This is a genomic window from Arthrobacter sp. D2-10, assembly GCF_054161285.1.
Genome location: NZ_CP096431.1, coordinates 1479021 through 1505216, shown reverse-complemented (window position 1 = coordinate 1505216; position 26196 = coordinate 1479021). Strand labels below are relative to the sequence as shown.

The window sequence follows — 26196 nt, the reverse complement described above, 5'->3', positions numbered from 1 at the left end:
CCGGCTCCTGCGGGACTAGAGGATCCCGAGATTGCGCCTGAGCTCGTAGGGGGTCACCTGGATCCGGTAATCATGCCACTCGGCACGCTTGTTACGAAGGAAGTTCTCATAGACCTGCTCCCCCAGGATCTCAGCAACCAGTTCCGAATCCTCCATTGCGCGGACAGCGTCGTGCAGGCTGGCCGGCAGCGGATCGTGGCCCATCGCGCGTCGCTCTGCCGCCGTCAGGCTCCAGACGTCGTCCTCGGCTCCCGGTGGCAGGTCGTAGCCTTCCTCGATGCCCTTCAAGCCGGCACCGAGCAGTACCGAGTAGGCAAGGTAGGGGTTGGTGGCTGAGTCGATACCGCGGTACTCGATGCGTGCGGACTGGCCCTTGTTCGGCTTGTACAGCGGAACCCGCACCAGCGCGGACCGGTTGTTGTGGCCCCAGGACAAATAGCTGGGAGCTTCCCCGCCGCCCCACAGCCGTTTGTAGGAATTCACGAACTGGTTGGTAACCGCCGTGAACTCCGGTGCGTGTCGCAGGATGCCCGCGATGAACTGTCGTGCGGTCTTCGAAAGCTGGAATTCTGCCCCTGCTTCGAAGAACGCATTGGTATCTCCCTCGAACAGGGAGAAGTGCGTGTGCATTCCGGAGCCGGGGTGGTCCGAGAACGGCTTGGGCATGAAGGTGGCGTAACTGTTCTGCGTCAGCGCTACCTCCTTGATCACGGTGCGGAACGTCATGATGTTGTCGGCGGTCTGCAGCGCATCGGCGTATCGCAGGTCAATTTCGTTCTGTCCCGGACCGGCTTCGTGATGGCTGAACTCCACCGAGATGCCCACCGATTCAAGCATCGCGACGGCCGTACGCCGGAAGTCCTGTGCAACTCCGCCAGGAACGTGGTCGAAGTAGCCGGCCTGGTCCACGGGAACGGGCTGTCCGTCCGGACCGAGTTCGTCTGACTTGAGCAGGTAGAACTCGATCTCGGGATGTGTGTAGCAGGTGAAACCCATGTCCGCTGCCTTGGCCAGCGTCCTCTTGAGCACTCCGCGCGGATCGGCCGACGACGGTTGTCCATCGGGCGTCAGGATGTCGCAGAACATGCGCGACGTCTGCTCCTTGTCTCCTCTCCACGGCAGGATCTGGAACGTGGATGGATCGGGCTGCGCAAGCATGTCCGATTCGAAGACCCTGGCCAGGCCTTCAATCGAGGACCCGTCGAAGCCCAGGCCTTCCTCGAACGCACCTTCCACCTCCGCCGGCGCCAGTGCCACCGACTTCAGCGAACCGACGACATCGGTGAACCACAGCCGAACGAACCGGACGTCACGTTCCTCAATGGTGCGTAGGACGAACTCCTGCTGACGATCCATTCCAACCTCTTTCCCACTACACAGAGTTATCCACTCGTCCGTCGGCTACGATCTTGCGCATCACAACCGGAGCACCTGCTCCCGAGTCCGCTGTTCACTTTACTGACAATCGGGCTGGGCGCGCCGAATTCCGGTGTCCATCCGCACCGCACACCAGTATGTAAGGCCTGTGTTACGCCGGGGTTACCCGTGAAGTAGGCTCGTGGTCATGAATTCCGCGGAAACTCCACCCCCCTACGGAACCGGAGCGCAGCCCGGCGGCACACCGGCGGCCACGCCGATCGCGCGGATTCGGACGCATCATCTGCAGTCCGCGAAGAACGAGGGGCGAAAATTCGCCATGCTCACAGCCTACGACCAGTACGCTGCCGAAATCTTCGACACAGCCGGCATTGAGGTGCTGCTGATCGGGGACTCAGCCGCGAATAACGTTCTCGGGCACGCCACGACGCTGCCCATCACCCTTGATGAGATGATCCTGTTTTCCCGAGCGGTCACGCGGGGCGCCAAGCGCGCGCTCGTCGTCGCAGACCTGCCTTTCGGCAGCTATGAAGTCTCCCCAGCCCAGGGGGTCGAGTCCTCTGTCCGCCTGATGAAGGAAGGACTTGTGCATGCCGTGAAGATGGAGGGCGGTGCCCATCACGCGGAGACGGTTCGCGCCATCGTTCGTGCGGGCATTCCTGTCATGGCACACGTCGGCTTCACGCCCCAGAGCGAGCACGCCCTCGGCGGCTACCGCGTACAGGGCAAGGCCGACGCCGGCCGTCAGGTCATCGACGACGCCGTAGCCCTCGCAGAGGCGGGTGCCTTCTGTGTCCTGATGGAAATGGTGCCGGCCGATGTAGCGGCTGAAGTGGATCGAACGGTCAGCGTGCCGACCATCGGCATCGGCGCGGGTTCTGCAACCACCGGGCAGGTGCTGGTGTGGCAGGACATGGCGGGTCTGCGCTCGGGCAGGCAGGCGAAGTTCGTCAAGCAGTTTGCAGATGTCCGCTCAGTACTGGCGGACGCAGCTCGTGCATACGGGGACCAGGTCCGGGACGGGAGCTTCCCCGGCCCGGAGCACAGCTTCTAGGAACGGTCACAGGGTGAACACTCCCGGCTCCCGACATCGCAGGGCTACTCCTCGTCCTGCGCCTCCCACGCACGGTTGCGCTCCTGAACCTTTTCCAGTGCTCGTTCCGCTTCTGCCCGGGTGTTGTACGGACCAATGAGTTGGCTCCAGTCAGACTGGGCATCCTCTTCAACCTCATGGGTCCGGACGTTGTACCAGTACTGCACCATTGCGATTTCCTTAGTCTCATCAGTCTTACTTTGACTTTCGGTTCCGGTGGTTCCACACCGATAGGATCAAGGGTATGCCCCACCATTCCTCCACCGCACCCGTCGGCACGCTCACGCAGGGCACCCTCAGCCCGCCCCGGAATGTACCGGCATCCATACCTCGTCCGGAGTATGTGGGCCGTCCGGGCCCGGCCAAGTTCGAAGGATCCGAGGTCAAGTCGGCTGAAACGATCGAGCGGATCCGACGAGCCGGCATGATCGCTGCGCAGGCCATCCAGGAAGTGGGTCGCCACATCACGCCCGGGGTCACCACTGACGAGCTCGACGCCGTCGGGCACGAGTTCCTGGTCAAGCACAACGCCTATCCGTCGACGCTCGGTTACCGCGGCTTCCCGAAGTCACTGTGCTCCTCGCTGAATGAGGTCATTTGTCACGGTATCCCCGACTCGACCGTGCTGCGTGACGGTGACATCATCAACATCGATATCACCGCCTACATTGACGGTGTACACGGCGACACCAACTACACCTTCCTCGTCGGAGACGTCGACGAGGAATCCCGACTCCTCGTTGAGCGGACCCAGGAAGCACTGAACCGCGCCATCAAGGTGGTTGCACCCGGGCGCGAAATAAACGTCATCGGCCGTGCCATTGAGTCATACGCCAAAAGGTTCGGCTACGGTGTTGTGAGGGACTTCACAGGTCACGGGGTCGGCGAGGCCTTCCACACCGGGCTCATCATTCCCCACTACGATGCCGCTCCTGCCTACAACCGGGTCATCGAGCCGGGAATGGTGTTCACGATCGAACCCATGCTTACCCTCGGAACCATCGAGTGGGACATGTGGTCTGATGACTGGACGGTTGTCACCAAGGACCGGAAACGCACGGCCCAGTTCGAGCACACGCTCGTGGTGACCCAGACCGGCGCCGAGGTGCTGACGGTCCCCTAGCAAGACCCAGTTCCACACCCAGCGCTCCTCAGAAGGGGCGCCGGCCGATCATACCCGAACGAATCCCTGGAGAATTATGGGCAAGAACAGCATCAAGTTGAAGGACGGCAGGAAGCTGCCCTCGACCGTCATCGGTATTGATATCGGTGGAACCGGAATCAAGGGCGGCATCGTGGATCTCGCCGCCGGAGCTATCGTGGGCGATCGGTTCCGCGTGGAGACACCGCAGCCGGCGACTCCGGAGGCAGTCGCCGTCGTCGTAGCCGACATCGTCGCTGAGCTGTCCACCCGCGAGGGCGCGCCCTCGGAGAAGCTGCCCATCGGCGTCACGTTCCCTGCCATCATTCAGCACGGTGTTGCGCGCTCAGCAGCAAACGTCGATGAGAGCTGGATCGACACCGACGTAGACGCACTTTTCACCAAAGTGCTGGGCCGGGACGTCCATGTCATCAACGACGCTGATGCCGCCGGTCTAGCAGAGGTGCAATACGGAGCGGGCAAGGGCGTATCAGGAACGGTCCTCGTGGTGACTCTCGGCACCGGCATCGGGTCAGCCTTCATTTTTGACGGAAAGCTCGTACCGAATGCCGAGCTGGGGCACCTCGAAATTGACGGGCACGACGCTGAAACCCAGGCCTCAGCCGTAGCCCGCGAACGCCTTGGGCTGAGTTGGGACGAATACTCAGTCAAGCTGCAGCGCTACTTCTCCCACGTCGAGTTCCTTTTCTCGCCTGAACTTTTCATTGTCGGCGGCGGCATCTCAAAGCGAAGCAAGGATTTTCTTCCCAACCTGTCGCTGCGGACGCCGATCATCCCTGCGGAACTACGCAACCACGCCGGAATCGTAGGTGCAGCCCTGCAGGCGGCACTCCACTTCAAAAGCGAGCCAGTCGAGGCGAGATGACGCCGGTGGCGGCCGCCACGGGAGCAGCCGACGCATTGGCGCAGCCATAGCGCAGCGCTGTTCCCGTGACGGCTACGCCGTTAAGAGGCGGACGATGAATAACGAGCCAGGTTCCGGAAATCCGGACCTGACGTTTGGTGCCGGTGGTGGCGTCGGCTTCCCCTCCGCAGCCACCACCGGAGATTAGGTGGCCGTGAGCGGCCGCTGGGTGCCCGCGGGAACTTTCATTTTGGTGGCCGCAGCTTCGACCCGGAGTTTCTCGATTGCTTTCTCGAAATCCTCGAGCGATTCGAAGCCCTGATAAACGCTCGCGAAGCGAAGGTAGGCTACCTGGTCCAGCTTCTGTAAAGGACCGAGAATTGCGAGGCCAATCTCGTGGGCATCGATCTCAGCGACGCCGCTTGCGCGGATTGACTCTTCGACCTCCTGAGCGAGAAGCGCGAGGTCATCGTCTGTGACAGGACGGCCTTGACACGCCTTGCGTACGCCGCTGATCACTTTGCTGCGACTGAACGGTTCGGCCACTCCCGAACGCTTGATGACGGAAAGGCTGGTGGTCTCGACCGTGGTGAAGCGCTTGCCACACTGCGGACATTGCCGGCGACGGCGAATTGCCGACCCGTCATCTGCGAGCCGACTGTCCACTACACGGGAATCGGAACTGCGGCAGAACGGACAGTACATGCCACCCCTCCGTTTCAGCGTCGCATCTACAGCATTGCCACGGAACTGCGCCTAGGACGCAGTGCCTCCGTGACATCCATTCTAGGACTAGATGTAGTAAAACTACAACAGTGTTATTACTACATGTGGTGGTTTGGCCGTGTCAGGCGGCGACGGCCCATGCCCAACACGCTAGGGGAAACGCACTCTCACGGCATCGCCGTGGCCCGGCAGATCTTCAGCCTGTGCCAACTGGATGACGTGCTCGCTTACCTCCCGCAGCGCATCAGCACTGTAGTCGATCACCTGCATCGCGCGGAGGAACGTAAACACGCTCAATCCCGATGCAAACGCTGCGGTGCCCGCCGTTGGAAGGACGTGGTTGGAGCCGGCGCAATAGTCACCCAGGCTCACGGGGCTGTAGTCCCCCACGAACACTGCACCCGCGTTCCGGATCCGGGCAGCAACTGCCGGCGCCTGAGCGGTCTGGATCTCAAGGTGCTCCGCAGCGTAGGCATCGCACACAGCAATGCCGTGTTCGACGTCGTCAACAAGTATTGTTCCGGACTGCGGCCCTGCCAGCGCCGTTTCCACCCGCTCGCGGTGCCGCGTGGCCTGAACCTGCACCGAAAGTTCGGTGCGAACGGCGTCGGCAAGCCCCACGGAGGGGGTGATGAGCACCGATGCAGCATTCGGGTCGTGCTCTGCCTGGCTGATGAGATCAGCGGCGACGAGTCGCGGCTGTGCCGTGTCGTCCGCCAGTACAGCGATCTCCGTGGTTCCCGCTTCAGCGTCGATCCCCACGACGCCCTTGACCAGGCGCTTGGCCGTGGCGACGTAGATGTTACCCGGACCGGTGACGACATCCACGGGCTCGATCGCAGCCCTGCTGCCATCCCCCGGCACCCCGTACGCAAACGCCGCGATGGCCTGCGCGCCCCCGATGCCGTACACCTCGTGGATGCCGAGCAGTTCGGCAGCCGCCAGGATCACCGGGTGCGGCATCCCCCCGAAGTCGTTGTGCGGCGGTGATGCCAGCGCGATGGACTGCACACCGGCCGCCTGCGCGGGCACCACGTTCATGACGACGGACGAGGCGAGGACCGCGAGTCCGCCGGGGACGTAGAGCCCCACACGATCCACCGGCACCCAGCGCTGGGTGAGCGCCGCCCCGGGGCGAATGTCGACGACGACGTCCTGGGGCTTCTGCGCCTGGGCGAAGGTTCGGGCGCGGTCAATTGATTCTTCCAGGGCAGCGCGCACATCAGGGGCGAGTGATCGAAGGGCTTCAGTGAGGGCTTCGGCAGGCACCCGCGGATGCAACTGGTCAACGCCGTCGAAGCGCTGCGCCAATTCCGAAAGCGCATCGAAGCCATGCGTCCGCACACTGGTGATGATGTCCTCGACGCGCGACGCGACCGAGTCGAACGACGCCGTGGTGCTGCGGGGCATTGCCGCCCTAAGCTCGGCCGCGGAGAGATGCGTTCCGCGCAGGTCGATCGTGCGGAAGGCGTCAAAGGAAACAGGGGCGGTCTGGGCAGTCACAGCCGCAATTCTACCGGCGGCGGTCCCGCTGTCCGCGCAGTAGACCCCGGTGCCGCACTTACTGTTTCGGCTTCATGAGCAGCAGACCCAGCAATGAGGCCAGAAAGACAACCAGCGCGGTGGCTGCCGGCCAGATCGCGGCAACCCCCAGGGAGCGCAGGACGAAGGGAAATTCGGATTCACCGCCGGAAAACAAGACCCCGAGTCCCTGGCCGACCGCTACCGCCAGGACCGAACCAAGCATGCTTCCCGCGACAGCCGTGACCACCCGCTGCCACGCACCCGGTCGATCCAGCCTGTTGGTGAGCAACCAGCCGACAACAATGCCGGCCACCAGTTCCAGACCGCCGAGCACAAGGTCGCGGTTCAGCCAGGTCTCGGCCTCCGAACGGTCGCCATAGAGGCCGCCGCCGGGCGAGGCAAACCACCACAGGACGCCCAGCACCGGGCCGAGCAAAGTCATGGCGGCAGCCCACCAGAGCAACGACGACGGCGGTACCGGCGTCGACGCGGCAGGACCGGCATAAACCGGCGGTGGATAGGTACCGCGCTCGGCGGCTGATTCGTGCATCTGATTACCCTAACCGGCGCGCGGGGGCGTCTTATGCATCAAGACACGTCGGTCCGAGCAGAACCTTGAGGTCACCGAAAAGCGCGGGAGTCGGGTTCACGCGCAGATCGACCGGCAGGGAGAGAACAGAGAGCTGCCGCTCCTTGCGCACGTGAAGGCGCACTTCGGAGTTACCGCGGTGCTGCCTGAGAACCGAGCCGAGTTCGTGGATCACCGGCTCGGTGGCGCGGTGATGAAGCATCGAGATGACCACGGGGCCGGAATGTCCCTCCGTCAGGTCCGGAACGGAAAGTTCCTGCGCGTTGAGGGTGACGGTGCCGTCATCGCGACGCTGGAGGCGCCCGCGCACCACCACGATGAGGTCCTCCTCAAGGACCGACGCTATGGGCCCATACACCTGGCCGAAGAACATGACCTCCATGGACCCGCCGAGGTCCTCAATCTCCGCACGGGCATAGGCGTTCCCGCTGTTCTTTGCGATCCGGCGCTGCAGGGAGGTGATCATGCCGGCGATGGTGACCATGGCGCCGTCGGCCGGGCCGTCCTCACCGATGATTGAGGTGATCGCAGAGTCCGCATGCTGGCTCAGCAACGCGTCCAGACCCTTCAGCGGGTGATCGGAAACATAAAGACCAAGCATGTCCCGCTCGAACGCGAGCTTGTCCTTCTTGGCCCACTCCGGAAGGTCCGGAACCTCGACCGACAAGCCGGTGCCGGCGTCGGGGTCGTCGAAGGCGCTGAAGAGGTCGAACTGGTTGGCAGCCTCGTTCCGTTTGAGTACGACGACGGAATCCACCGCTTCCTCGTGGATCATCGCCAACGCGCGGCGAGGGTGGCCCAGCGAGTCGAAGGCACCGGCCTTGATCAGTGATTCGATGGTTCGCTTGTTGCAGACCACTGCGGGAACCTTCTGCAGGAAGTCGGCGAAGGAATCGAACGCGCCCTTCTCTTCACGGGCACCAACCATGGCCCCCACCACATTGGCGCCCACGTTACGGATGGCTCCCATGCCGAAGCGGATGTCCGTACCGACCGGCGTGAAGTTCACGCTGGATTCGTTGACGTCGGGTGGCAGCACCGTGATGCCCATGCGCCGGCACTCATTGAGGTACAGCGCGAGCTTGTCCTTGTCGTCGCCCACGCTGGTGAGCAGCGCGGCCATGTACTCGGAGGGGTAGTGGGCCTTCAGGTACGCGGTCCAGTATGCGACCACACCGTACGCAGCGGAGTGCGCCTTGTTGAATGCGTAGTCCGAGAACGGCAGGAGGATGTCCCACAGGGTCTTGACGGCGGCGTCGGAATAGCCGTTGTCCTTCATGCCCTGGGAGAAGCCGGCGAACTGCTTGTCCAGCTCTTCCTTCTTCTTCTTGCCCATGGCGCGTCGGAGGATGTCCGCCTGGCCCAGCGAGTATCCGGCGACCTTCTGGGCGATGGCCATCACCTGCTCCTGATACACGATCAGGCCATAGGTGGTATTCAGAATCTCCGCAAGAGACTCCTCCAGCTCCGGGTGAATAGGAGTGATTTCCTGAACGCCGGTCTTTCGGAGTGCGTAATTGGTGTGCGAGTTGGCACCCATGGGTCCAGGGCGGTAGAGCGCGATGACAGCAGAGATGTCTTCGAAGTTGTCCGGGCGCATCAGTTTCAGGAGGGAGCGCATGGGACCGCCGTCGAGCTGGAAGACGCCCAACGTATCGCCGCGGGCAAGGAGCTCGTAGGACTCCTTGTCCTCGAGCGGGAGGGTTTCAAGATCGAGCTCGAAGTCCCGGTTGAGCTTGATGTTCTCCAGCGCGTCGGTCATGATCGTCAGGTTTCGCAGACCGAGGAAGTCCATCTTGATCAGGCCGAGGCCCTCACAGGTCGGATAGTCGAACTGCGTGATGATCTGGCCGTCCTGGTCACGGCGCATGATCGGGATGATGTCGATCAGCGGTTCGGAGGACATAATGACGCCGGCCGCGTGCACGCCCCACTGCCGCTTCAGGCCCTCAAGGCCCAACGCGGTCTCGAAGACCTTCTGCGCGTCTGCATCGGCCTTCAGCAGTTCGCGGAGTTCCTCTGCTTCGGAGTAGCGCTTGGCGTCCTTGTTGTGGACGTCCGCCAGTGCGATGCCCTTACCCATGACGTCCGGCGGCATTGCTTTGGTGAGCCGCTCCCCCATGGAGAACGGGTAGCCCATGACGCGCGAGGAATCCTTCAGTGCCTGCTTGGCCTTGATCGTTCCGTAGGTCACAATCATTGCCACGCGTTCGTCGCCGTACTTCTCGGTGACGTACCGGATCACTTCCGCCCGGCGTCGATCATCGAAGTCGACGTCGAAGTCAGGCATCGACACGCGGTCCGGGTTGAGGAAGCGTTCGAAGATCAGGCCGTGACGCAACGGGTCAAGGTCGGTGATCCGCATCGCGTACGCCGCCATCGAACCCGCACCGGACCCACGGCCGGGGCCCACCCGAATGCCGTTGTTCTTGGCCCAGTTGATGAAGTCGGCGACCACGAGGAAGTAGCCGGGGAAACCCATCTGGGAGATGACGCCGACCTCATAGTCCGCCTGCTTGCGGACGTCGTCGGGGATGCCCTCCGGGTAACGATAGTGAAGCCCCTTCTCCACTTCCTTGACGAACCAGGACTGCTCGTTTTCCCCTTCCGGGACCGGGAAGCGAGGCATGTAGTTGGCGCTGGTGTTGAACTCGACGTCGCACCGCTCCGCGATGAGCAGCGTGTTGTCGCAGGCCTCCGGATAGTCGCGGAATATTGCGCGCATCTCGGCCGGCGACTTGAGGTAGAACTCGTCGGCGTCGAACTTGAACCGCTTCGGGTCCGCCATGGTGGAGCCCGACTGCACGCAGAGCAGCGCTGCGTGGGCCTTCGCGTCTTCTGCGTGGGTGTAGTGCAGGTCGTTGGTGGCCAGGAGGGGAAGGCCCAGTTCACGGGCCAGCTTGATGAGGTCCGCCTGGACGTTCCGCTCGATATCTAGCCCGTGGTCCATCAACTCACAGAAGAAGTTGTCCGGGCCGAAGATGTCGCGGAAGTCTGATGCTGCCTGCACAGCCTCGCGGTAGAGACCCAGCCGAAGCTTCGTCTGCACCTCCCCGGAGGGGCAGCCGGTGGTGGCGATCAGCCCCTTGCCGTAGGTCTGCAGCAGGTCCCGGTCCATGCGCGGCTTGTAGAGGTATCCCTCAAGCGAAGCCAGAGACGACATGCGGAAGAGGTTGTGCATCCCCTCCGTGGTCTCCGACCAGAGGGTCATGTGCGTATACGCGCCGGCGCCGGAGACGTCGTCGCGCCCGCCGCCGCCCCACTGGACGCGGGTCTTGTCAGCTCGGGCGGTTCCCGGCGTGAGATATGCCTCGACGCCGACGATCGGCTTGACGCCGGCGTTCCGTGCCTTGTTCCAGAAGTCGAATGCGCCGAATACGAAGCCATGGTCCGTAGTGGCAAGCGCGTTCATGCCGAGTTCGGTGGTGTGGCTGAACAGATCGTTCAGACGGGCGGCGCCATCGAGCATCGAATACTCGGTGTGGTTGTGAAGGTGGACGAAGGAGGAGGACGGAGCTGAAGAAACCACCAGCTCATTCTACCGAGCGCCGAACATCGGGGCGGCTCTGCGCTGGGGGTGTCGGATCTCAAACAGTCCCGTTGCCGAGGGCGTCAAGAGCATACTGCAGGTCCATCGGGAATGCGCTTTCGACAACCACCCGCTCACCACTCCGGGGATGCTCGAAGGACAGCATGCTCGCGTGCAGCCACTGGCGCGTGAGTCCCAGCTCCGCCGCCAGCCGCGGATCGGCACCGTAGGTGAGATCACCGGCACACGGGTGCCGAAGTGCCGAGAAGTGGACGCGAATCTGGTGCGTACGCCCAGTTTCGAGGCGAACTTTGACCAGGCTCGCCTTTCCAAAGGCTTCTTTCACCGAGTAGTGGGTGATCGACGGACGGCCGTCTTCCATCACGGCGAACTTCCAGTCGTGTGCCGGATGGCGCCCGATGGGCGCGTCGATCGTTCCCTCGAGCGGGTCCGGCAGGCCCTGGACGAGGGCGTGATACTGCTTGTCGACAGTGCGGTCGCGGAAAGCCTGCTTCAGAACGGTGTAGGCGTGCTCGCTCTTGGCGACGACCATTGCGCCTGAGGTTCCGACGTCAAGCCGGTGAACAATCCCTACCCGCTCGGGCGCCCCGGAGGTGGAGATCCGGTAACCGGCACCCGCGAGGGCTCCGACGACGGTTGGTCCGACCCATCCGGGCGAGGGATGGGCAGCGACACCTACCGGCTTGTCGATGACCACGAAATCTTCGTCATCAAGCAGGATGTCCATTCCCTCAACGGGCTCGGCCACTATCTGCAGTGGGTCCGGTTCGTCAGGCACGACGACGGTGATGCGGCTTCCAGCCACGGCGCGGGCAGACTTCTGGACGGGGGCACCGTCCATCGTGACGTAACCACTCGTGCACCACGCCGCAGCGGTGGACCGTGAGGCCCCCGTCAGGCCGGCGACGACTGCGTCCAACCGCTGCCCGGCCGAAGACTCGGGGACGTCGTAGGTGCTAGGGGCGCTCGTCATCGACGACCTCGGCATCGCTTACCTCTTTGTGTTCTTCGTTGCTGCGCCGACCGTCCAGCCCGATGCCCCGAAGTGTGAGCAGGCAGATGAGGATCACACCGCTCACGACGGCGGTATCGGCGATATTGAAGATGGCGAAGTTCGGCAAAGCAATGAAATCAACGACATGTCCCTGCCCGAAAGCCGGTTCGCGGAACAGGCGGTCCGTGAGGTTGCCGAGCGCACCTCCGAGAACCAGGCCGAGCGCTACAGCCCAGCCTTTCGAAGCGACCTTGCGAATCTGCGTGATGATGGCGATGGAGACCAGGGCCTGGATGATCGTGAAGACCCAGGTGATTCCCGTTCCGATCGAGAATGCCGCGCCGGAGTTGCGTATGAAGTGCCAGCTCAGGACAGGTGGCAGAACTTCGGTAACCTGCCCTTCAACCATGGTGGACACGACCCACATCTTGGTCAGCTGATCGATGATGTAAGCGACAAGCGCGAAGGCAATCAACAGCAGCGCGTAGCGTGCTCCGATCCTTTTGCCGTGCTTGCGGTGCGTACGGCCTGATTCGTGGCCTGAGGCTTGGGGATGCTCGGTCATGGTGCTTTCAGTTGTACGCGCCGGGGGCGGCGATGGACGCGGGGCTCACATCCAGAGTACGTCAGAGGCCAGTCGCCGGATAAACCGGCAACTGGCCTCTGAAGCGTGCGGTGACTTAGACGTCAGCGGTTTCCGATGCAACGGAACCGCGGGAGTCGAGGTCGCGAAGCTGGCCTTCGATGTATGCCTTGAGGCGGGAACGGTAATCCCGCTCGAAGCTGCGAAGCTGCTCGACCTTGCGCTCCAGCACAGCCTTCTGCTGCTCGAGGGCGCCGAGAATCTTACGGCTCTTGTCCTGAGCATCGTTGACCAGGCCGCTGGCCTCGATCTGGGCTTCGGCGATGATCTTGTCGCGCTGCTCAACGCCGGCGTTGACGTATTCGTCATGAAGCTTCTGTGCCATTGCGAGGACACCGGCTGCGGACTCCGCGGTGTTGCCGTGCTGAACCGGGGCGGCAGCGGCGACGGGCTGAGGAGCGGGACGCTCTTCTACCTTCGGCGCTTCGACCTTGGGCTCCTCGGGCTTTTCCTCCTCGCGGACCTCTTCGGTCTTGGTGCTGGCGGCCACGGGAGCAGGGACCGCAGCGTTCTGCGACGTGCCCGTGGACACTTCCGAAAGCTGGCGGCGAAGGTCGTCGTTCTCCTGGTTCAACCGGCGCAGTTCGACGACGATCTCATCGAGGAAGTCGTCTACCTCGTCCTGGTCGTAGCCCTCGCGGAACTTGGTGGGCTGGAACCGCTTGTTGACAACATCTTCTGGCGTCAGGGCCATCTGGTCACCTCATAGTGGATTTAGTCGAAGCCGCCTGTCGAGCAGACCTGACAACGGTACTGAATTGTGGACGTGCTTGTGGAGGTTGATCCTCCTGCTTCACACCAATATGTGAGTCAGCGTATATCTTTTAGGTCTCGAAAACGAACCGGATTAAGCCAGTGCAAGCGAACCTGCAACGGCTTTGAGAATAGTCGCTCCCAGAAACACCACGATGAAAGCCAGATCCAACGACACGCCGCCCAACCGCAGTGGAGGAATGAGCCGGCGGAAGAGGCGGATAGGCGGGTCTGTAACCGCATACACCATCGAGGCGAGAACCAGCGCGAGCCGGCGGGGGCGCCAGCTGCGTGCGAACATCTGAACGGCGTCGTACACGATACGGATGATAAGCGCGAGCTGGAACAGCATCAGCACCAGGTAAAGCAGGGCGAAGACCAAGCTCACGTGTCAGTCACAGTCCTCTGGCATGAACGGAATAGTTATGAATACCAGTAAACCCCGTCAGCTTTGATTGAAGAAACTCGCCTGGCCGTCACTGGCCTTCTGGTCTTCGCCTAGGACCTCAATGTAGGAGGGTGACAACAGGAAAACCTTGTTGGTGACACGCTCGATCGAGCCATGGAGTCCAAAGACAAGACCGGCGGAGAAGTCAACGAGGCGCTTGGCGTCAGCCTCGCCCATGTCGGTGACGTTCATGATGACGGGAATGCCGTCACGGAAGCTCTCACCGATGATCTTCGCGTCGTTGTACGAGCGCGGGTGCACCGTGGTGATCTGGCGGAGCGATGAGGAATCCTCACGGGCGGACTGTGCACGCTTGATGGGAGTAACCGGGGCGCGGTACTCCTCGGGAGCCGCTTTGGTCACCGGCGCAGCCTCCACATGGCGCTCGTCACGGTCGTAGTCCACGGAGTAGTCCTCATTCCTGTGAGATGTCTTGGGCTCGGGTTCATAGTGCTCGTCACCGTCGGCGAGCCCAAGGTAGATCATTGTCTTGCGCAGTGCGCCAGCCATGGTAGCTCCTGTCATTCCTTTGTCATGCATCCATCAGGCATGATGGTCCAGGACGCCCCCTTGACGCCCGCGGTTACAGCTTTGACGCTACCCCAAGGGAGGGCGAGCACCGAGGACATCTGAGCCGACTCGCAGGTGTGTCGCACCTGCCTCGATCGCCTGTTCAAGGTCCCCGCTCATACCGGCCGAGATGCCCGTCGCCTGGGGATAGCGCGCGACGACGTCCGCTGAGATCCCGGCCAGCCGGCTGAAGGCGCGGCGTGCGTCTACCCCAAGCGGCGCGACCGCCATGACGCCTGCCAGCCTCAAATGAACGGCGTCGTCAATCCGTGCGGCGACATCGAGCACGGCAGAAGGGGGGGCTCCCCCACGCCCGGCATCATCCCCGGACAGGTTCACCTGCACATAGCAGTCCAGCAGAGAAGGTGGGGCACCCGAAGCATGCTGCGGTGACGGGTCCAAGAGTTCAGCACGCCGGACCATCGCCTTCTCAAGTGCGTCAACCAGCGAAAGGCGATCGACGGAGTGTACCGAGTGCGCATAGTTGACCACGGATCGGGCCTTGTTTGTCTGCAGCTGGCCAATGAAGTGCCAGTGTAGCCGCGGGTCAGCGACTGCTAGCGCTTTAGCGGCTGCCTCCTGGTCCCGGTTCTCGCCGACGTCCAGGACTCCAAGCTCGGACAGCAGCACGACATCCTCGGGCGGGAAGAACTTGGTCACCACGATCAGCGTTGGCCGGTCCGTTCTGCCGCAGGCAACGGTCGCGCTCTCGATACGATCGTTGACCCGCCGCAGGTTGGATTCGAGTTCCGAGCGTCTGTCCGATGTCTCAGCCATGAGGCCACACCAGCCCTGCAAGTCGGCCAACCGGCCGACCCTGTGCGACCGCGCGGTGTGAGAACAGTTGCTCGTTCTCGAGGGTGCACCACGTGGCATCCCTGCCGGGTTCGCGCACCTCAGCTCCCGCCGCTTCGAGCTGCCCGCGAACTCCGGCCGGCAGGTCGAGGGCAGGCGTGCCCCAGCTTGTGATACTGGAAGTCGAGGGCACCTCCCGCGCAACCGAGTCGCGCATCTCCGCTGGAACTTCGTAGCACCGCCCGCAGACGGACGGTCCGATCCATGCGGCGATCGAGCCTGCCCCACGCCGACGAAGCTCTTCGACTGTCAACCCGACAATGTTTCCCTCTACGCCCTTACGCCCGGCATGCGCCACAGCTGTCGCTGCTTCGCCGTGTGGACCGCGGCCGACCAGTACCACCGGTACACAGTCTGCGACCAGCACGGCGAGGGCGTTGGTACCTGCAGGACTTACCAGTGCGTCTGCCTCCGGCGCGGGACTGTACCCAGCCTCAGCGATAACCGTTGAGTGAGTCTGGGTCATGAAGTGCAGAGCACCAGGAGCGACGCCGATTTCGGCCTCAAGAGCCCGCCTGGAAACAGCAGCGGCACCCGGGTCACCGCCGACCCGAGGAGCGAGATTACCCGCTCCTCGATCGGTGAAGGCAACCCGGATGCCGGGTGCTGCATCAAAGGTCCGGAAGAACACCGCTTACTTCAGGAAGTCCGGAACGTCCAGGTCATCCGAGCGCCCGGTGGAGTAATCAGGCTCCACGACCGCAGGCAGGTCCACATCGAAACCGGCATCTCCGGGAACATCATTGCGCCGTCCGTTAGCCGAATGCTGCGACCAAGCGCCGTAGCCCGCTCCCGCTGCCACGGTCTGCGGAGCAGGGGCTGACTCCCGTCCGATGGCGGGAGCAGACGCGGGCTTGGCAGCCGGGGCAGGCTGCGAGGTGGCATCCACCTGGTCGAAGCCCGCCGCAATAACGGTGACACGCGCTTCATCACCCAGGGCATCGTCAATGACAGCACCGAAGATGATGTTCGCCTCGGGGTGAGCCACTTCCTGGACCAGGCGAGCGGCCTCGTTGATCTCGAACAGCCCGAGATCGGAACCACCCTGGATGGAGAGCAGCACGCCATGGGCGCCGTCAATTGACGCTTCGAGGAGCGGTGATGCGATAGCCAACTCGGCGGCCTTCACAGCGCGGTCCTCGCCGCGGGCGGAACCGATACCCATCAGGGCTGACCCTGCACCCTGCATGACTGACTTGACGTCGGCGAAGTCGAGGTTGATCAGCCCGGGTGTGGTGATGAGGTCAGTGATGCCCTGGACGCCGGAGAGCAGCACCTGATCCGCCGAGCGGAAGGCATCCAGCATTGACACGTTACGGTCGCTGATCGAGAGCAGACGGTCATTCGGGATGACAATCAGGGTGTCCACTTCGTCTCGCAGGGTGTCGATCCCGGTTTCCGCCTGGTTTGACCGACGGCGCCCTTCGAAGGTGAACGGGCGGGTCACCACGCCAATGGTCAGCGCGCCAAGCGAACGAGCGATACGAGCGACGACGGGCGCGCCACCGGTACCCGTCCCACCGCCCTCACCGGCGGTGACGAAGACCATGTCCGCCCCGCGGAGGACCTCTTCGATCTCTTCTGCATGATCCTCGGCAGCCTTGCGGCCGACTTCCGGATCCGCTCCGGCGCCCAGGCCGCGGGTGAGCTCACGGCCGACGTCGAGCTTCACGTCGGCATCGCTCATGAGCAAAGCCTGCGCGTCCGTGTTGATGGCGATGAACTCCACGCCGCGCAGGCCGACCTCGATCATTCGGTTGACGGCGTTCACGCCACCGCCGCCGATGCCTACGACCTTGATGACGGCCAAGTAATTCTGCGGTGCTGCCACGTCCTGTGTCCCTTGTTCGATCTGTGCGCTGGTTGGGTCTTGTGGGCTGGAGGTTCCAACCTTCGACCTGACAAACATTCACCTTCAACTTGAGAGTTAATGTTATGTCAAGTAACTTCTACTGAGACGCTAGGTGCATGGTCTCCGGCATGCAACGACCGCTCCCGCGTGTCGGAAAACTTCACCTGGTAACCGGGCGGGACGGCGTGCTGACGTCGTACACATTCACCGGTGGGTCCTGGGCTTTCATGGTCAGCAGCGCGGCAACTACCCGGGCCTTCTCATTGTTCGACTCCGCGCTCCCCCAGAAGATTGTCTTGCCGTCCGTCAACTTCAACTCGACCGAATCGATTGACTTCGCGGAAGCATGCACCAGCCGCCCCCTGATGTCCGCAGGCAATGCGGCAAGTACGTCCGCGATCGAGGAAAAGACCTTGCTGTTGACGGCATCCGTGCCGCCGTCGATCAGCGGGAGTGCAACAGCTTCCCGGTCCGGCACGCTACTGAGCTGCCTGCCCTCGGAGTCGATCAGGACGAAGCGCCCGTCGTTCTCCAGGATTGCGACCGGCACTCGCTCCACTACTGTGACGCTGAGGGTGGAAGGCGGCGCGGCGGCCACTGACACATCTTCGATGGGTGGGAAGTCTGCGAGCAGCGCACGGACGTCGTCGTCGCCTATCTGGGTCAGTGAGATACCCATGAGCGGGGCAAGCGCCGCAGCTATCTGGTCCTCGGGGACCAATTGGTTTCCCTGGACCTCCAGGGTCCGTACGGCCAACGCAGGTGAGAACACCACGTAGGCGATCAGACCGCCGACGAGCAATACAGCGGAGATGATGGCAGTCAGCCACCATCTTCTCCGCTTACGTCGCGGCGGTTCCGGGAACGCTATGACAGTGCCGGCATCCAGCTCGCGGTCCAGGAGGGCGACCGGCGCCTCCTTCGATGCCGAGATGCGTTCCTCGCGCAGGGTGTCGATCTGCCGGGCGGGAACGTGTTTCTCGGCAGTGATGGACTTCTCGGCACTGATGGATTTCTCGTCAGCGATGGATTTCTCGGCAGTGATGGTGTCATCCGTCGAGAACCGGCGCTGCCGGGGCCGGGCAGGTCCAGGCTTGCGCGGAGGTCGGGGGGTCACTGGGAGTCTTCCTTACGCGCGAGGAGATCGACCAACAGCGGACCGAAGCGGGTTACGTCACCCGCCCCGACGGTCAGGATGATGTCGCCGCTCCTGGCCGACCCGACGATGTCCTGCATTGCTGCGTCGGCGCTCGGAGCGTACCCGCCGGGTACGGTCAGTCGGTCGCTGATCAACCGGCTGGTAACGCCCTCCACGGGATCCTCCCGGGCGGCATAGATATCGAGGACACGCACGGAATCGGCAAGTGACAGCGCAGCCGCGAACTCTTCGGCGAACTCCTGCGTGCGCGAAAACAAATGCGGTTGGAAGAGCACGTGCACGCGGTACTCCCCCGCGACAGTCCGGGCGGCACTGAGTGCGGCAGCAACTTCGGTGGGATGATGCGCGTAGTCGTCGAAAACCCGAACGCCGCCGGACTCCCCCTTCGCTTCGAAGCGTCTCGCTGCACCGGAGAAGGATGCCAGGCCTGCGGCAGCTGCGGCGGGATCCACACCCAGCTCGAGTCCCACAGCGAAAGCAGCGGCAGCATTGAGGACGTTGTGCCGGCCGGGGACCCCAAGTTGCAGCTCCTGCTGGCTGTCGAGTCCATCCACCGAGAAGGAGAGAACGCTGTTCGAGGTACTGCCCAGTGCCCGAGTGTTACTGATCCGAACGTCTGCACCTTCGTTGTATCCGTACGTCCTCACCCGACGCGAAGCGGCGGTTCGCTCAGCTAGTGCGGCAGCTCCGTCATCGTCATGACAGGCAACCAGCACGCCGTCCCCGGCAGGCAGCAACGCCGCAAACTGATCAAAAGAGCGGTACACCGCATCGGCTGACCCGTAGTGGTCCAGGTGATCGGCCTCAACGTTGGTGACCACGCCGATGTGCGGACGGTAATTGAGGAAGGAACCGTCGGACTCGTCCGCTTCGGCGACGAACACCTCCCCGTCCGCCCACTCGGCATTGACGCCCAAAGCGGCGACCTCACCGCCGATCGCGAAGGACGGATTTGCTCCGGCAGCCTGCAGCATGACGGTGATCATTGCCGTCGTCGTCGTCTTGCCGTGCGTGCCGGCAACGGCAACCACCGCGCGTCCGTCCATAGCGGCGGCCAGCGCCTCTGAGCGGTGAAGGATCCGTAGTTCCCTGGCTTCCGCCTCCACGAGTTCGGGGTTCGACCCGCGGATTGCGCTGGACACAACGACGGTGTCGGCGATTCCCAGATTCGCCCCGTCGTGGCCGACGTGCACACGTGCACCGAGCGCGGCGAGAGCCTGAAGACCACGTGAGTCGGCGGCGTCGGACCCTGAGACCTCGACACCACGGCCGAGGAGCACTCGCGCCACGGCCGACATTCCGGCTCCACCCAGCCCAATGAAATGGACGCGGCCCAGGTCCCTAACAGCAGTACTCATGAGCGGCCTCCGGCAGCATCGATAATCAGCTTCGCCATGCGCTCATCGGCGTCCCGCACGCCGAGCGGCGCAGCGGCCATGGACATGCTCTCGAGTCGCTCGGCGTCCTGTACCAGGGGCAGGGCTTCGGAGAGGAGCCATTCAGCACTCAGCTGCCGGTCCTCGACCATGAGCGCCCCTCCGGCAGCAACCAGTTCCGCGGCATTACGCCGCTGTTCCCCGTTGCCGTGCGGCAAGGGCACGAAGACAGCGGGCAGTCCAACGGCTGCAACTTCACAAACCGTCGCGGCCCCTGCGCGCGCCAGCAGCAGGTCGGCTGCTGCATAGACGTTCTCCATGCGATCCACGTACTCGATCTGGCGGTAGTTCCCAGTGGTGAGGAGCGCACCGTCGGTCCCGGTCACCTGCTTTCCGCGCCCGGTGATGTGAAGCACCTGAACCCGGTTGTCCGCTTCAACTACCTTCTGCGCGGCGGCAGCGACTGCGCGGTTGATGCTCGCTGCTCCCGAAGACCCGCCGGTAACGATCAGCGTGGGGCGGACAGGGTCCAGGCCGAGCTCCGCACGTGCTTCTGCGCGCTGTGCAGCGCGGTCAAGTGTCGAGATTTCCGGCCGCATCGGCATTCCAACCCACTGCTCGCCCGGCAGGCCTGTGCCTTTGAACGCCACCGCGACAGTGTGTGCGATGCGCGCCCCCAACCGGTTGGCCAGCCCTGGGTGCGCGTTCGCCTCGTGGATGACCACCGGGACGCGGCGGATCCTCGCTGCAAGGTAGAGGGGCGTGGACACGTATCCACCCACACCCACGACGACGTCGGCCCGCGCGGCGTCGACGATTTTCAGCGCCTGTTGCACGGCCCGGACCAGACGAACCGGAAGCTTCAGCAGGTCGATGCCCGGACGGCGGGGCATCGGAACGCGCTCGATGGTTTCGAGGCGGAATCCTGCGGCCGGCACCAGTCGCGTCTCCATGCCGGCAGCCGTACCGACGGCGACAACGCGGGCGTTCGGGCTTGCGGTGACGAGGGCACGGGCGATTGCGAGCAGGGGGCTGATGTGCCCGGCGGTACCCCCGCCGGCAAGGACGACCGACAGGGTGGCGTCTTCAGTCAATGGAGTCTCTTGATCTTTCATTTGCGGATCCCGGAGTCGGATTCGGGTTTCGTGACGCCTTCAGCGTCGCTCGCCGCGGGCGGCGGCATCCGCCGGGCGAAAGCAAGCAGCAGGCCGACGGCGGCAAGGGTGAAGGTGAGTGCGGAACCACCATAGGAGATGAACGGCAGCGGAACACCGATGACCGGCAGCACCCCGGTGACCATACCGATGTTCACGAAGGCCTGCCCTATCAGCCATACGAGGATGGAAGCCATGAGGATACGTACAAAAGGATCGGTATAACGCCGCGCCACCCGCAGGGTGGCCACCGCAAGGATGCCGAACAGCGCGATCACCACGAGGGTGCCGATCAGTCCGAACTCCTCACCGATGATGGCGAAGATGAAGTCGTTGTGGGCTTCCGGGATCCAGTTCCACTTCTGCCTGCTCTGGCCGATACCCACACCCCACCAGCCACCGGAGGCGAGGGCGAACAGACCCTGGTTGGACTGGAAGCAAGGGTCTGTTGCGGTGTCGCAGTTCAAGCGCAGCCAGGCCTGGATACGTGTACTTCGAGTGCTGTTAAGCAGGATCGCTCCGAAGGCGCCGGCGATCCCCACGAGCCCGGCGATGGTAAACATCTTCATCGGCGCTCCGGCAAAGAACAGGGCGGCGGCGAGGATCATGCCGAGGATGATCGCCGTGCCCAGGTCTCCGCCAAGCATGACCAGACCGACGATCAGGCCCCCGAACGGAAACAGGACGGGCACCAGTGCGTGCTTCCAACTCCTGATCAACCCGCGTTTCCGCTCCAGCACCGTTGCACACCACAGCGCAAGCGCAAGCTTTGCAGGTTCTGAGGGCTGCATCGTGAATCCGCCGACCTGGATCCAGTTCCGGTTCCCATTGATCTCCTGGCCGATCACCAGCACCAGGACGAGCAGGACCGCTGCGACGCCTAACCCGGGCCAGGCAAGCGCCTTGTACATTCGCGGGCCGAACCGCGACAGAATGAACATCAGGATGATGCCGCCCACCGCCCACATCCCCTGCTTGAGGAAGAGATCGAAGGCGGTAATCCCGTTGCTCACCTGCTCGCCCTCGGCGGCGGCTTTCGCGATGGTTTCCACCGACGACGCCGACAGCACCATCATGAGCCCGATGGCCGTCAGTGCCAGCGTGGCTCCGAGGATCATGTAGTAACTGGATCCGCTGGTCTGACGGTCCGACCCTTCGAGGAAAAGCCACAGACGGACGAAGGCGCTTCGAACGCCCCTGCGTGGTGGACCGACCGCCGTCGCGACAGTGGGCGAAGCGTCCTGAGAGATGAGGTTGTCGGGCCTGCTCCCGGAGGTGTTCCGGCTTGAGCTGGAGTGCTGTCGCACCGCCGGCTTCCGGCGCGGATGCCGGGTGGGCGTGCTGACCATTACAACTCCTTAGCGGTGAATCCCTGCCCCTCCACAATCCCGCGAACTGCCTCGATGAAGGCGGCCCCGCGGTGAGCGTAGGAAGGAAACTGGTCCATCGACGCGGCCGCCGGAGCCATGAGCACAGTATCGCCATCCGCAGCGATGCGCAGTGCCTCGGTGACTGCGGCGCGCATGACCTGGACGCCATCTGGACTCGATTGGGACGGCAACTCGTCCTTACCAGTGTGACCCGTGGCAAGGTTTATCACCGGAACATCCGGAGCGTGTCGGTGGAGAGCGGCCGCGAGATCCGTGCTGTCCCTTCCGATAAGCACTGCGGCCTTGAACCGGCCGGCGTTGTCGCGAACCAGGTCGTTGTAGTCCACGCCCTTCGAGAGTCCGCCCGCGATCCAGACAACACTGTGGAAGGAGGACAGGGCGGCGTGCGCCGCATGCGGATTGGTCGCCTTGGAGTCGTTGATCCAGAGCACACCGTCCCGGGCTGCGACCAGCTCGATACGATGCCCGGAGGGCTGGTAATTACGGATCCCGTCGCGTACCGCCCCCGCCGGCACTCCTGCTGCCCGCACCAGGGCAGCGGCCGCCAGAGCGTTGGCGACAAGGTGCCGCGGGGCCACCTCACCGAGGTCAGCCACGGCCGCCAGCTCCGCCGCCGAATCCTTGCGCTGTTCGATGTAGGCCCGGTCAACGAGCAGGCCATCCACGACGCCGAGCATGCTGATGGACGGAGTATTCGTGGTGAAACCGATGGCACGGCAGCCTTCCTGAACGTCGGCTTCCTCGACCATCCGCTCGGTGGCTGGAGATTCGACGTTGTAGACGCAGGCCACCCGGGTGTTTTCGTAGATCTTCGCCTTGTCTGCCCGATAGGCCTCGAAACCGCCGTGCCAGTCGACGTGGTCTTCTGCGAGGTTGAGGCAGACACTTGCCAGCGGGGCAAGGGTGTAACTCCAGTGCAGTTGGAAGCTGGAGAGTTCGACGGCGATCACGTCGTAACCCTGCGGATCCCGGATGGCGTCGAGCAGCGGAGTTCCGACGTTTCCTGCGGCAATGGCGCGCAGGCCCGCTGCACGGAGCATGGACTCGGCGAGCGTGACTGTGGTGGTCTTGCCGTTGGTTCCGGTGATGGTCAGCCATTCGGCGGTGGGACGTCCTGCCCGCTCCCGCACCCTCCACGCGAGTTCCACGTCACCCCAAATGGGGATCCCGTCTGCTGCAGCGGCTGCAAGCAGCGGCTGCGCTGGACTCCAGCCCGGGGAGGTAACCACGAGCTCGGGCGCCTCGCCGTCGATGAGCGGAAGCGATTGGGCCGTAGCCGGGCCGAGCAGCACGTCCACTGCTCCGACAATGCGTAGCGTGTCCGCCTTCGCCTGAGTCTCCTCGGAGTCGGTAGCGTCACAGACCACAACGCGAGCCCCAAGTTCGATGAGGGTGTCCGCTGCAGAGAATCCCGACAGCCCGATGCCTGTTACCAGCACCCTGAGCCCTGCCCAGTCAGCGTCCCAGGAAGTCAGCCCCTCAAGGCGGTTCGATGTTCCTGCCTCGCTCACAGCAGCACGACCCATTCAGCATAGAAAATACCGAGAGCCACGGCGACGAAGAGCCCGGCGAGGATCCAGAAGCGCACAACCACCGTTACTTCCTGCCAGCCCTTGAGCTCAAAGTGGTGCTGGAGGGGTGCCATTTTGAAAACCCGCTTGCCGCCTGACAGCTTGAAAAATCCAACCTGGATGATGACGGACAGGGTGATCATCACGAACAGTCCGGCCATGATGACGAGCAGGAGCTGAGTACGCGAGAGGATTGCGAAGCCGGCAATGGCCCCACCGATTGCGAGCGACCCTGTGTCACCCATGAAGATCTTGGCGGGCGATGTGTTCCACCAGAGGAAGCCGACCAAGGCACCGCACATGGCGCCTGCAATCAACGCGAGGTCCAGCGGATCGCGAACCTCATAACAGATGTTGGCGGGAACATCCGGCGACGCGCAGCGCTGGTTGAACTGCCAGATGCTCATGAGCATGTACGCGCCGAAGACAAAGACCGCAGCGCCGCTCGCCAGTCCATCCAGGCCGTCAGCCAGGTTCACGCCGTTGGTGGCTGCGGTGATGATGAGGTTCGACCAGAGAACGAACAGGATTGCCCCTATCAGGGAACCTGCGAAGGCCAGATCGAAAGCCGTATCGCGGACAAACGAGATGGCCGTCGATGCCGGCGTGCGGCCGTTCTCGTCGGGGAAGTTCAGGGCGAGGATGGCGAAAACCACACCGACGAGGGTCTGACCGATGATCTTCGCCGGCGCGCTGAGGCCGAGGCTGCGCTGTTTGGAGATCTTGATGTAGTCGTCGAAGAATCCGACCACGCCCATGCCCACTGTCACCATCAGCAGCAGAAGTCCGGAGACCGTTGGCCCCTGGGAGTCCCCCGCAGCGCTCATGATCAGATGGGTGGCGAAGTACGACAACACCACCGAGCCCACGATGACGGTACCGCCCATGGTGGGCGTACCGCGCTTGGTGTGGTGAGCCGTGGGACCGTCGTCGCGGATGAACTGCCCGTAACTCTTGCGCACGAGAAGCCTGATGAAAAGGGGCGTACCCACCAGCGCCAGCACAAGGGCTGACGCGGAGGCAATCAACAGCGAGATCACAGCGAGGGTCCCCCTGGGTTCGTTGGACCGGATTCACTCGACTCAACCTGTGTCCCCTGGTCAGATGCGGGCACCGCCGTCGGCGATTCCGTGGCCAATGCTAGCCGATCGCCCAGATGACGTAGCCCGGCGCCATTGGATGACTTCACCAGGACAAGGTCCCCGGGTTGCAGCTCGCTTGCCAGCACTGCCTCGGCCTCCGCCACGTCGTTCACGAAAATCGCTTCGTCTCCCCAGGATCCTTCCAGCACAGCACCCGTATGAAGCGCCTTGGCTCCTTCTCCGACAACGAGCAGCTTGGAGATGTTCAACCGCACCGCCACGCGCCCGAGGGCATCGTGTGCCGTGACGGAGTCTTCCCCCAGTTCGAGCATCTCACCCAGTACTGCCCAGGTGCGTCGTCCACGACCAAGTTCGGCGAGCGTGGCAAGGGCGGCGCGCATGGATTCAGGGTTGGCGTTGTACGCGTCGTTGATGACGGTTACGCCGTCCGGGCGGTCGGTGCGCTCCATGCGCCAACGGCTGACGGCACGCGCGTTGCATAGCCCGGACGCGATCCGCTCGCCCGGGATTCCAAGTGTGTGGGCAGCGGAGGCGGCCGCGAGGAGGTTGGCAACGTGATGCCGTCCGATCAGGAGCGGCCGCACCTCATGCCTGCTCCCGTCAGGAAGAACCAGGGTGAAGCAGGGGTTGCCTTCGACCGAGAGCGACACGTTCTCGGCCCGGACCGTGCCGCTGCCGGGACGGTCGAACGTTGGGTCTTCGGAAAAGAAGAGTATTCGTGCCTGCGTCTGCTCGGCCATCGCTGATACCCGGGCGTCGTCTCCATTGAGGATGGCCACACCGTCGGCAGCAAGCGACCTGGGCAGTTCTCCCTTGGCCTGGGCGATTTTCTCGACGCCACCGAATTCCCCCGCATGAGCCGAGCCCACGCACAGAACTATCCCGATGTCGGGCTTGACCATGGACGTGAGATATTCGATGTGCCCGACGCCGGTCGCCCCCATCTCGATGACCAGGTAGCGGGTGCCGTACTCGGCCGAGAAGATCGTGAGCGGAACGCCGATCTCACCGTTGTACGACCCGATCGGAGCGACGGTGGTGCCCTCTTCGCGCAGGATCTGCGCCAGTACGTCCTTGGTGGTGGTCTTGCCCGCCGAACCGGTGATGCCGATCACCGTCAGCGGTGAGTGGGCGCGGAGGCGGCGCACTGCTTCGGCAGCCAGCTTGCCCATGGCCTCGACCGCATCCGGCACCAAGACGGCAGGGAAGTCAATGCCGTCGTCGTTGGGGACGATCCGCTCCACGAGGGCGAGAACCGCCCCGTTGGCGAAAGCACTGGCGACAAAGTGGTGACCGTCGGTGGCCTCACCGGGTTTGGCGATGAAGAGACCGCCGGGGCGGCTCTCCCTGGAATCCGTGGTCGCTGAACGGACGACGAGGGACGGAGCCTTCTGGGCGGACTCCGAGAGCGTCCCGCCCGTTACTGCCGCGATGTCGGCTGCGCTGAATTCAATCATGACGA

General features: G+C 63.4%; 24 protein-coding genes. 3 read left to right on the top strand and 21 right to left on the bottom strand.

Annotated elements, in window-relative coordinates; genetic code table 11:
- Nucleotides 1-15 precede the first annotated feature (15 nt).
- Entirely contained in the window at nucleotides 16-1356 is a 1341-nt protein-coding gene (locus M1D74_RS07010; protein WP_309071261.1) for a glutamine synthetase family protein, read from the bottom strand.
- 208 nt (nucleotides 1357-1564) lie between these two features.
- Between M1D74_RS07010 and panB the strand changes: the two genes are divergently transcribed.
- Nucleotides 1565-2431 (top strand): 3-methyl-2-oxobutanoate hydroxymethyltransferase, encoded by an 867-nt coding sequence (gene panB, locus M1D74_RS07005; RefSeq protein WP_309071260.1) that lies wholly within the window; start codon nucleotides 1565-1567, stop codon nucleotides 2429-2431.
- A gap of 44 nt (nucleotides 2432-2475) precedes the next feature.
- Here panB and M1D74_RS07000 read toward each other — a convergent pair whose 3' ends face one another.
- Complete coding sequence (locus M1D74_RS07000) at nucleotides 2476-2640, bottom strand: SPOR domain-containing protein (protein ID WP_309071259.1); 165 nt, start codon at nucleotides 2638-2640, stop codon at nucleotides 2476-2478.
- 74 nt (nucleotides 2641-2714) lie between these two features.
- On the opposite strand from M1D74_RS07000, the gene map reads away from it, so the two are divergent.
- The gene (gene map, locus M1D74_RS06995; protein WP_458116949.1) at nucleotides 2715-3593 is read left to right on the top strand and encodes a type I methionyl aminopeptidase; all 879 of its coding nucleotides are present in this window, start codon (nucleotides 2715-2717) and stop codon (nucleotides 3591-3593) included.
- A gap of 76 nt (nucleotides 3594-3669) precedes the next feature.
- The gene (gene ppgK, locus M1D74_RS06990; RefSeq protein ID WP_309123773.1) at nucleotides 3670-4497 is read left to right on the top strand and encodes a polyphosphate--glucose phosphotransferase; all 828 of its coding nucleotides are present in this window, start codon (nucleotides 3670-3672) and stop codon (nucleotides 4495-4497) included.
- A gap of 183 nt (nucleotides 4498-4680) precedes the next feature.
- Here ppgK and nrdR read toward each other — a convergent pair whose 3' ends face one another.
- The 19 genes from nrdR to M1D74_RS06895 form a co-directional block, all read right to left on the bottom strand.
- Nucleotides 4681-5181, bottom strand: coding sequence for a transcriptional regulator NrdR (gene nrdR, locus M1D74_RS06985; protein WP_309072172.1), 501 nt, complete (start codon nucleotides 5179-5181; stop codon nucleotides 4681-4683).
- Nucleotides 5182-5352: 171 nt separating this feature from the next.
- Entirely contained in the window at nucleotides 5353-6705 is a 1353-nt protein-coding gene (hisD, locus tag M1D74_RS06980) for a histidinol dehydrogenase (protein ID WP_458116948.1), read from the bottom strand.
- Nucleotides 6706-6763: 58 nt separating this feature from the next.
- Nucleotides 6764-7276, bottom strand: a complete 513-nt coding sequence (locus M1D74_RS06975; protein ID WP_458116947.1) for a hypothetical protein — start codon at nucleotides 7274-7276, stop codon at nucleotides 6764-6766.
- A 31-nt stretch (nucleotides 7277-7307) separates the two neighbouring features.
- A complete protein-coding gene (dnaE, locus tag M1D74_RS06970) occupies nucleotides 7308-10784 on the bottom strand; it encodes a DNA polymerase III subunit alpha (RefSeq protein WP_458117155.1) in 3477 nt (1158 codons plus the stop codon).
- A 118-nt stretch (nucleotides 10785-10902) separates the two neighbouring features.
- Nucleotides 10903-11838, bottom strand: a complete 936-nt coding sequence (locus M1D74_RS06965; protein WP_458116946.1) for an RluA family pseudouridine synthase — start codon at nucleotides 11836-11838, stop codon at nucleotides 10903-10905.
- Nucleotides 11822-12424: a signal peptidase II gene (gene lspA / locus M1D74_RS06960; protein ID WP_309072167.1), complete on the bottom strand. Its 603-nt coding sequence runs from the start codon at nucleotides 12422-12424 to the stop codon at nucleotides 11822-11824. Before lspA ends, M1D74_RS06965 begins: the two co-directional genes overlap by 17 nt.
- Nucleotides 12425-12539: 115 nt before the next feature.
- A complete protein-coding gene (locus tag M1D74_RS06955) occupies nucleotides 12540-13196 on the bottom strand; it encodes a DivIVA domain-containing protein (protein ID WP_309072166.1) in 657 nt (218 codons plus the stop codon).
- Nucleotides 13197-13349: 153 nt separating this feature from the next.
- Nucleotides 13350-13643: a YggT family protein gene (locus M1D74_RS06950; protein WP_309072165.1), complete on the bottom strand. Its 294-nt coding sequence runs from the start codon at nucleotides 13641-13643 to the stop codon at nucleotides 13350-13352.
- Nucleotides 13644-13700: 57 nt separating this feature from the next.
- The gene (locus M1D74_RS06945) at nucleotides 13701-14213 is read right to left on the bottom strand and encodes a cell division protein SepF (RefSeq protein ID WP_309072164.1); all 513 of its coding nucleotides are present in this window, start codon (nucleotides 14211-14213) and stop codon (nucleotides 13701-13703) included.
- Between the two features lie 87 nt (nucleotides 14214-14300).
- Entirely contained in the window at nucleotides 14301-15050 is a 750-nt protein-coding gene (locus tag M1D74_RS06940; protein ID WP_458116945.1) for a YggS family pyridoxal phosphate-dependent enzyme, read from the bottom strand.
- The gene (locus M1D74_RS06935; RefSeq protein WP_309072828.1) at nucleotides 15043-15759 is read right to left on the bottom strand and encodes a polyphenol oxidase family protein; all 717 of its coding nucleotides are present in this window, start codon (nucleotides 15757-15759) and stop codon (nucleotides 15043-15045) included. Before M1D74_RS06935 ends, M1D74_RS06940 begins: the two co-directional genes overlap by 8 nt.
- Nucleotides 15760-15762: 3 nt before the next feature.
- Complete coding sequence (gene ftsZ / locus M1D74_RS06930) at nucleotides 15763-16959, bottom strand: cell division protein FtsZ (RefSeq protein WP_309072829.1); 1197 nt, start codon at nucleotides 16957-16959, stop codon at nucleotides 15763-15765.
- Between the two features lie 181 nt (nucleotides 16960-17140).
- On the bottom strand, nucleotides 17141-18097 hold the full coding sequence (locus M1D74_RS06925; protein ID WP_458116944.1) for a cell division protein FtsQ/DivIB: 957 nt from the start codon (nucleotides 18095-18097) through the stop codon (nucleotides 17141-17143).
- Nucleotides 18094-19497: a UDP-N-acetylmuramate--L-alanine ligase gene (gene murC / locus M1D74_RS06920; protein WP_309123701.1), complete on the bottom strand. Its 1404-nt coding sequence runs from the start codon at nucleotides 19495-19497 to the stop codon at nucleotides 18094-18096. The genes M1D74_RS06925 and murC overlap by 4 nt, the downstream gene beginning before the upstream one ends.
- Nucleotides 19494-20630, bottom strand: coding sequence for an undecaprenyldiphospho-muramoylpentapeptide beta-N-acetylglucosaminyltransferase (gene murG / locus M1D74_RS06915; protein ID WP_309072792.1), 1137 nt, complete (start codon nucleotides 20628-20630; stop codon nucleotides 19494-19496). Before murG ends, murC begins: the two co-directional genes overlap by 4 nt.
- Entirely contained in the window at nucleotides 20627-22018 is a 1392-nt protein-coding gene (gene ftsW, locus M1D74_RS06910) for a putative lipid II flippase FtsW (protein WP_458116943.1), read from the bottom strand. The genes murG and ftsW overlap by 4 nt, the downstream gene beginning before the upstream one ends.
- On the bottom strand, nucleotides 22018-23586 hold the full coding sequence (gene murD / locus M1D74_RS06905; protein ID WP_458116942.1) for a UDP-N-acetylmuramoyl-L-alanine--D-glutamate ligase: 1569 nt from the start codon (nucleotides 23584-23586) through the stop codon (nucleotides 22018-22020). The genes ftsW and murD overlap by 1 nt, the downstream gene beginning before the upstream one ends.
- Nucleotides 23568-24671: a phospho-N-acetylmuramoyl-pentapeptide-transferase gene (gene mraY / locus M1D74_RS06900; RefSeq protein WP_309070889.1), complete on the bottom strand. Its 1104-nt coding sequence runs from the start codon at nucleotides 24669-24671 to the stop codon at nucleotides 23568-23570. Before mraY ends, murD begins: the two co-directional genes overlap by 19 nt.
- The gene (locus M1D74_RS06895) at nucleotides 24668-26191 is read right to left on the bottom strand and encodes a UDP-N-acetylmuramoyl-tripeptide--D-alanyl-D-alanine ligase (RefSeq protein ID WP_309070888.1); all 1524 of its coding nucleotides are present in this window, start codon (nucleotides 26189-26191) and stop codon (nucleotides 24668-24670) included. The genes mraY and M1D74_RS06895 overlap by 4 nt, the downstream gene beginning before the upstream one ends.
- Nucleotides 26192-26196 lie beyond the last annotated feature (5 nt).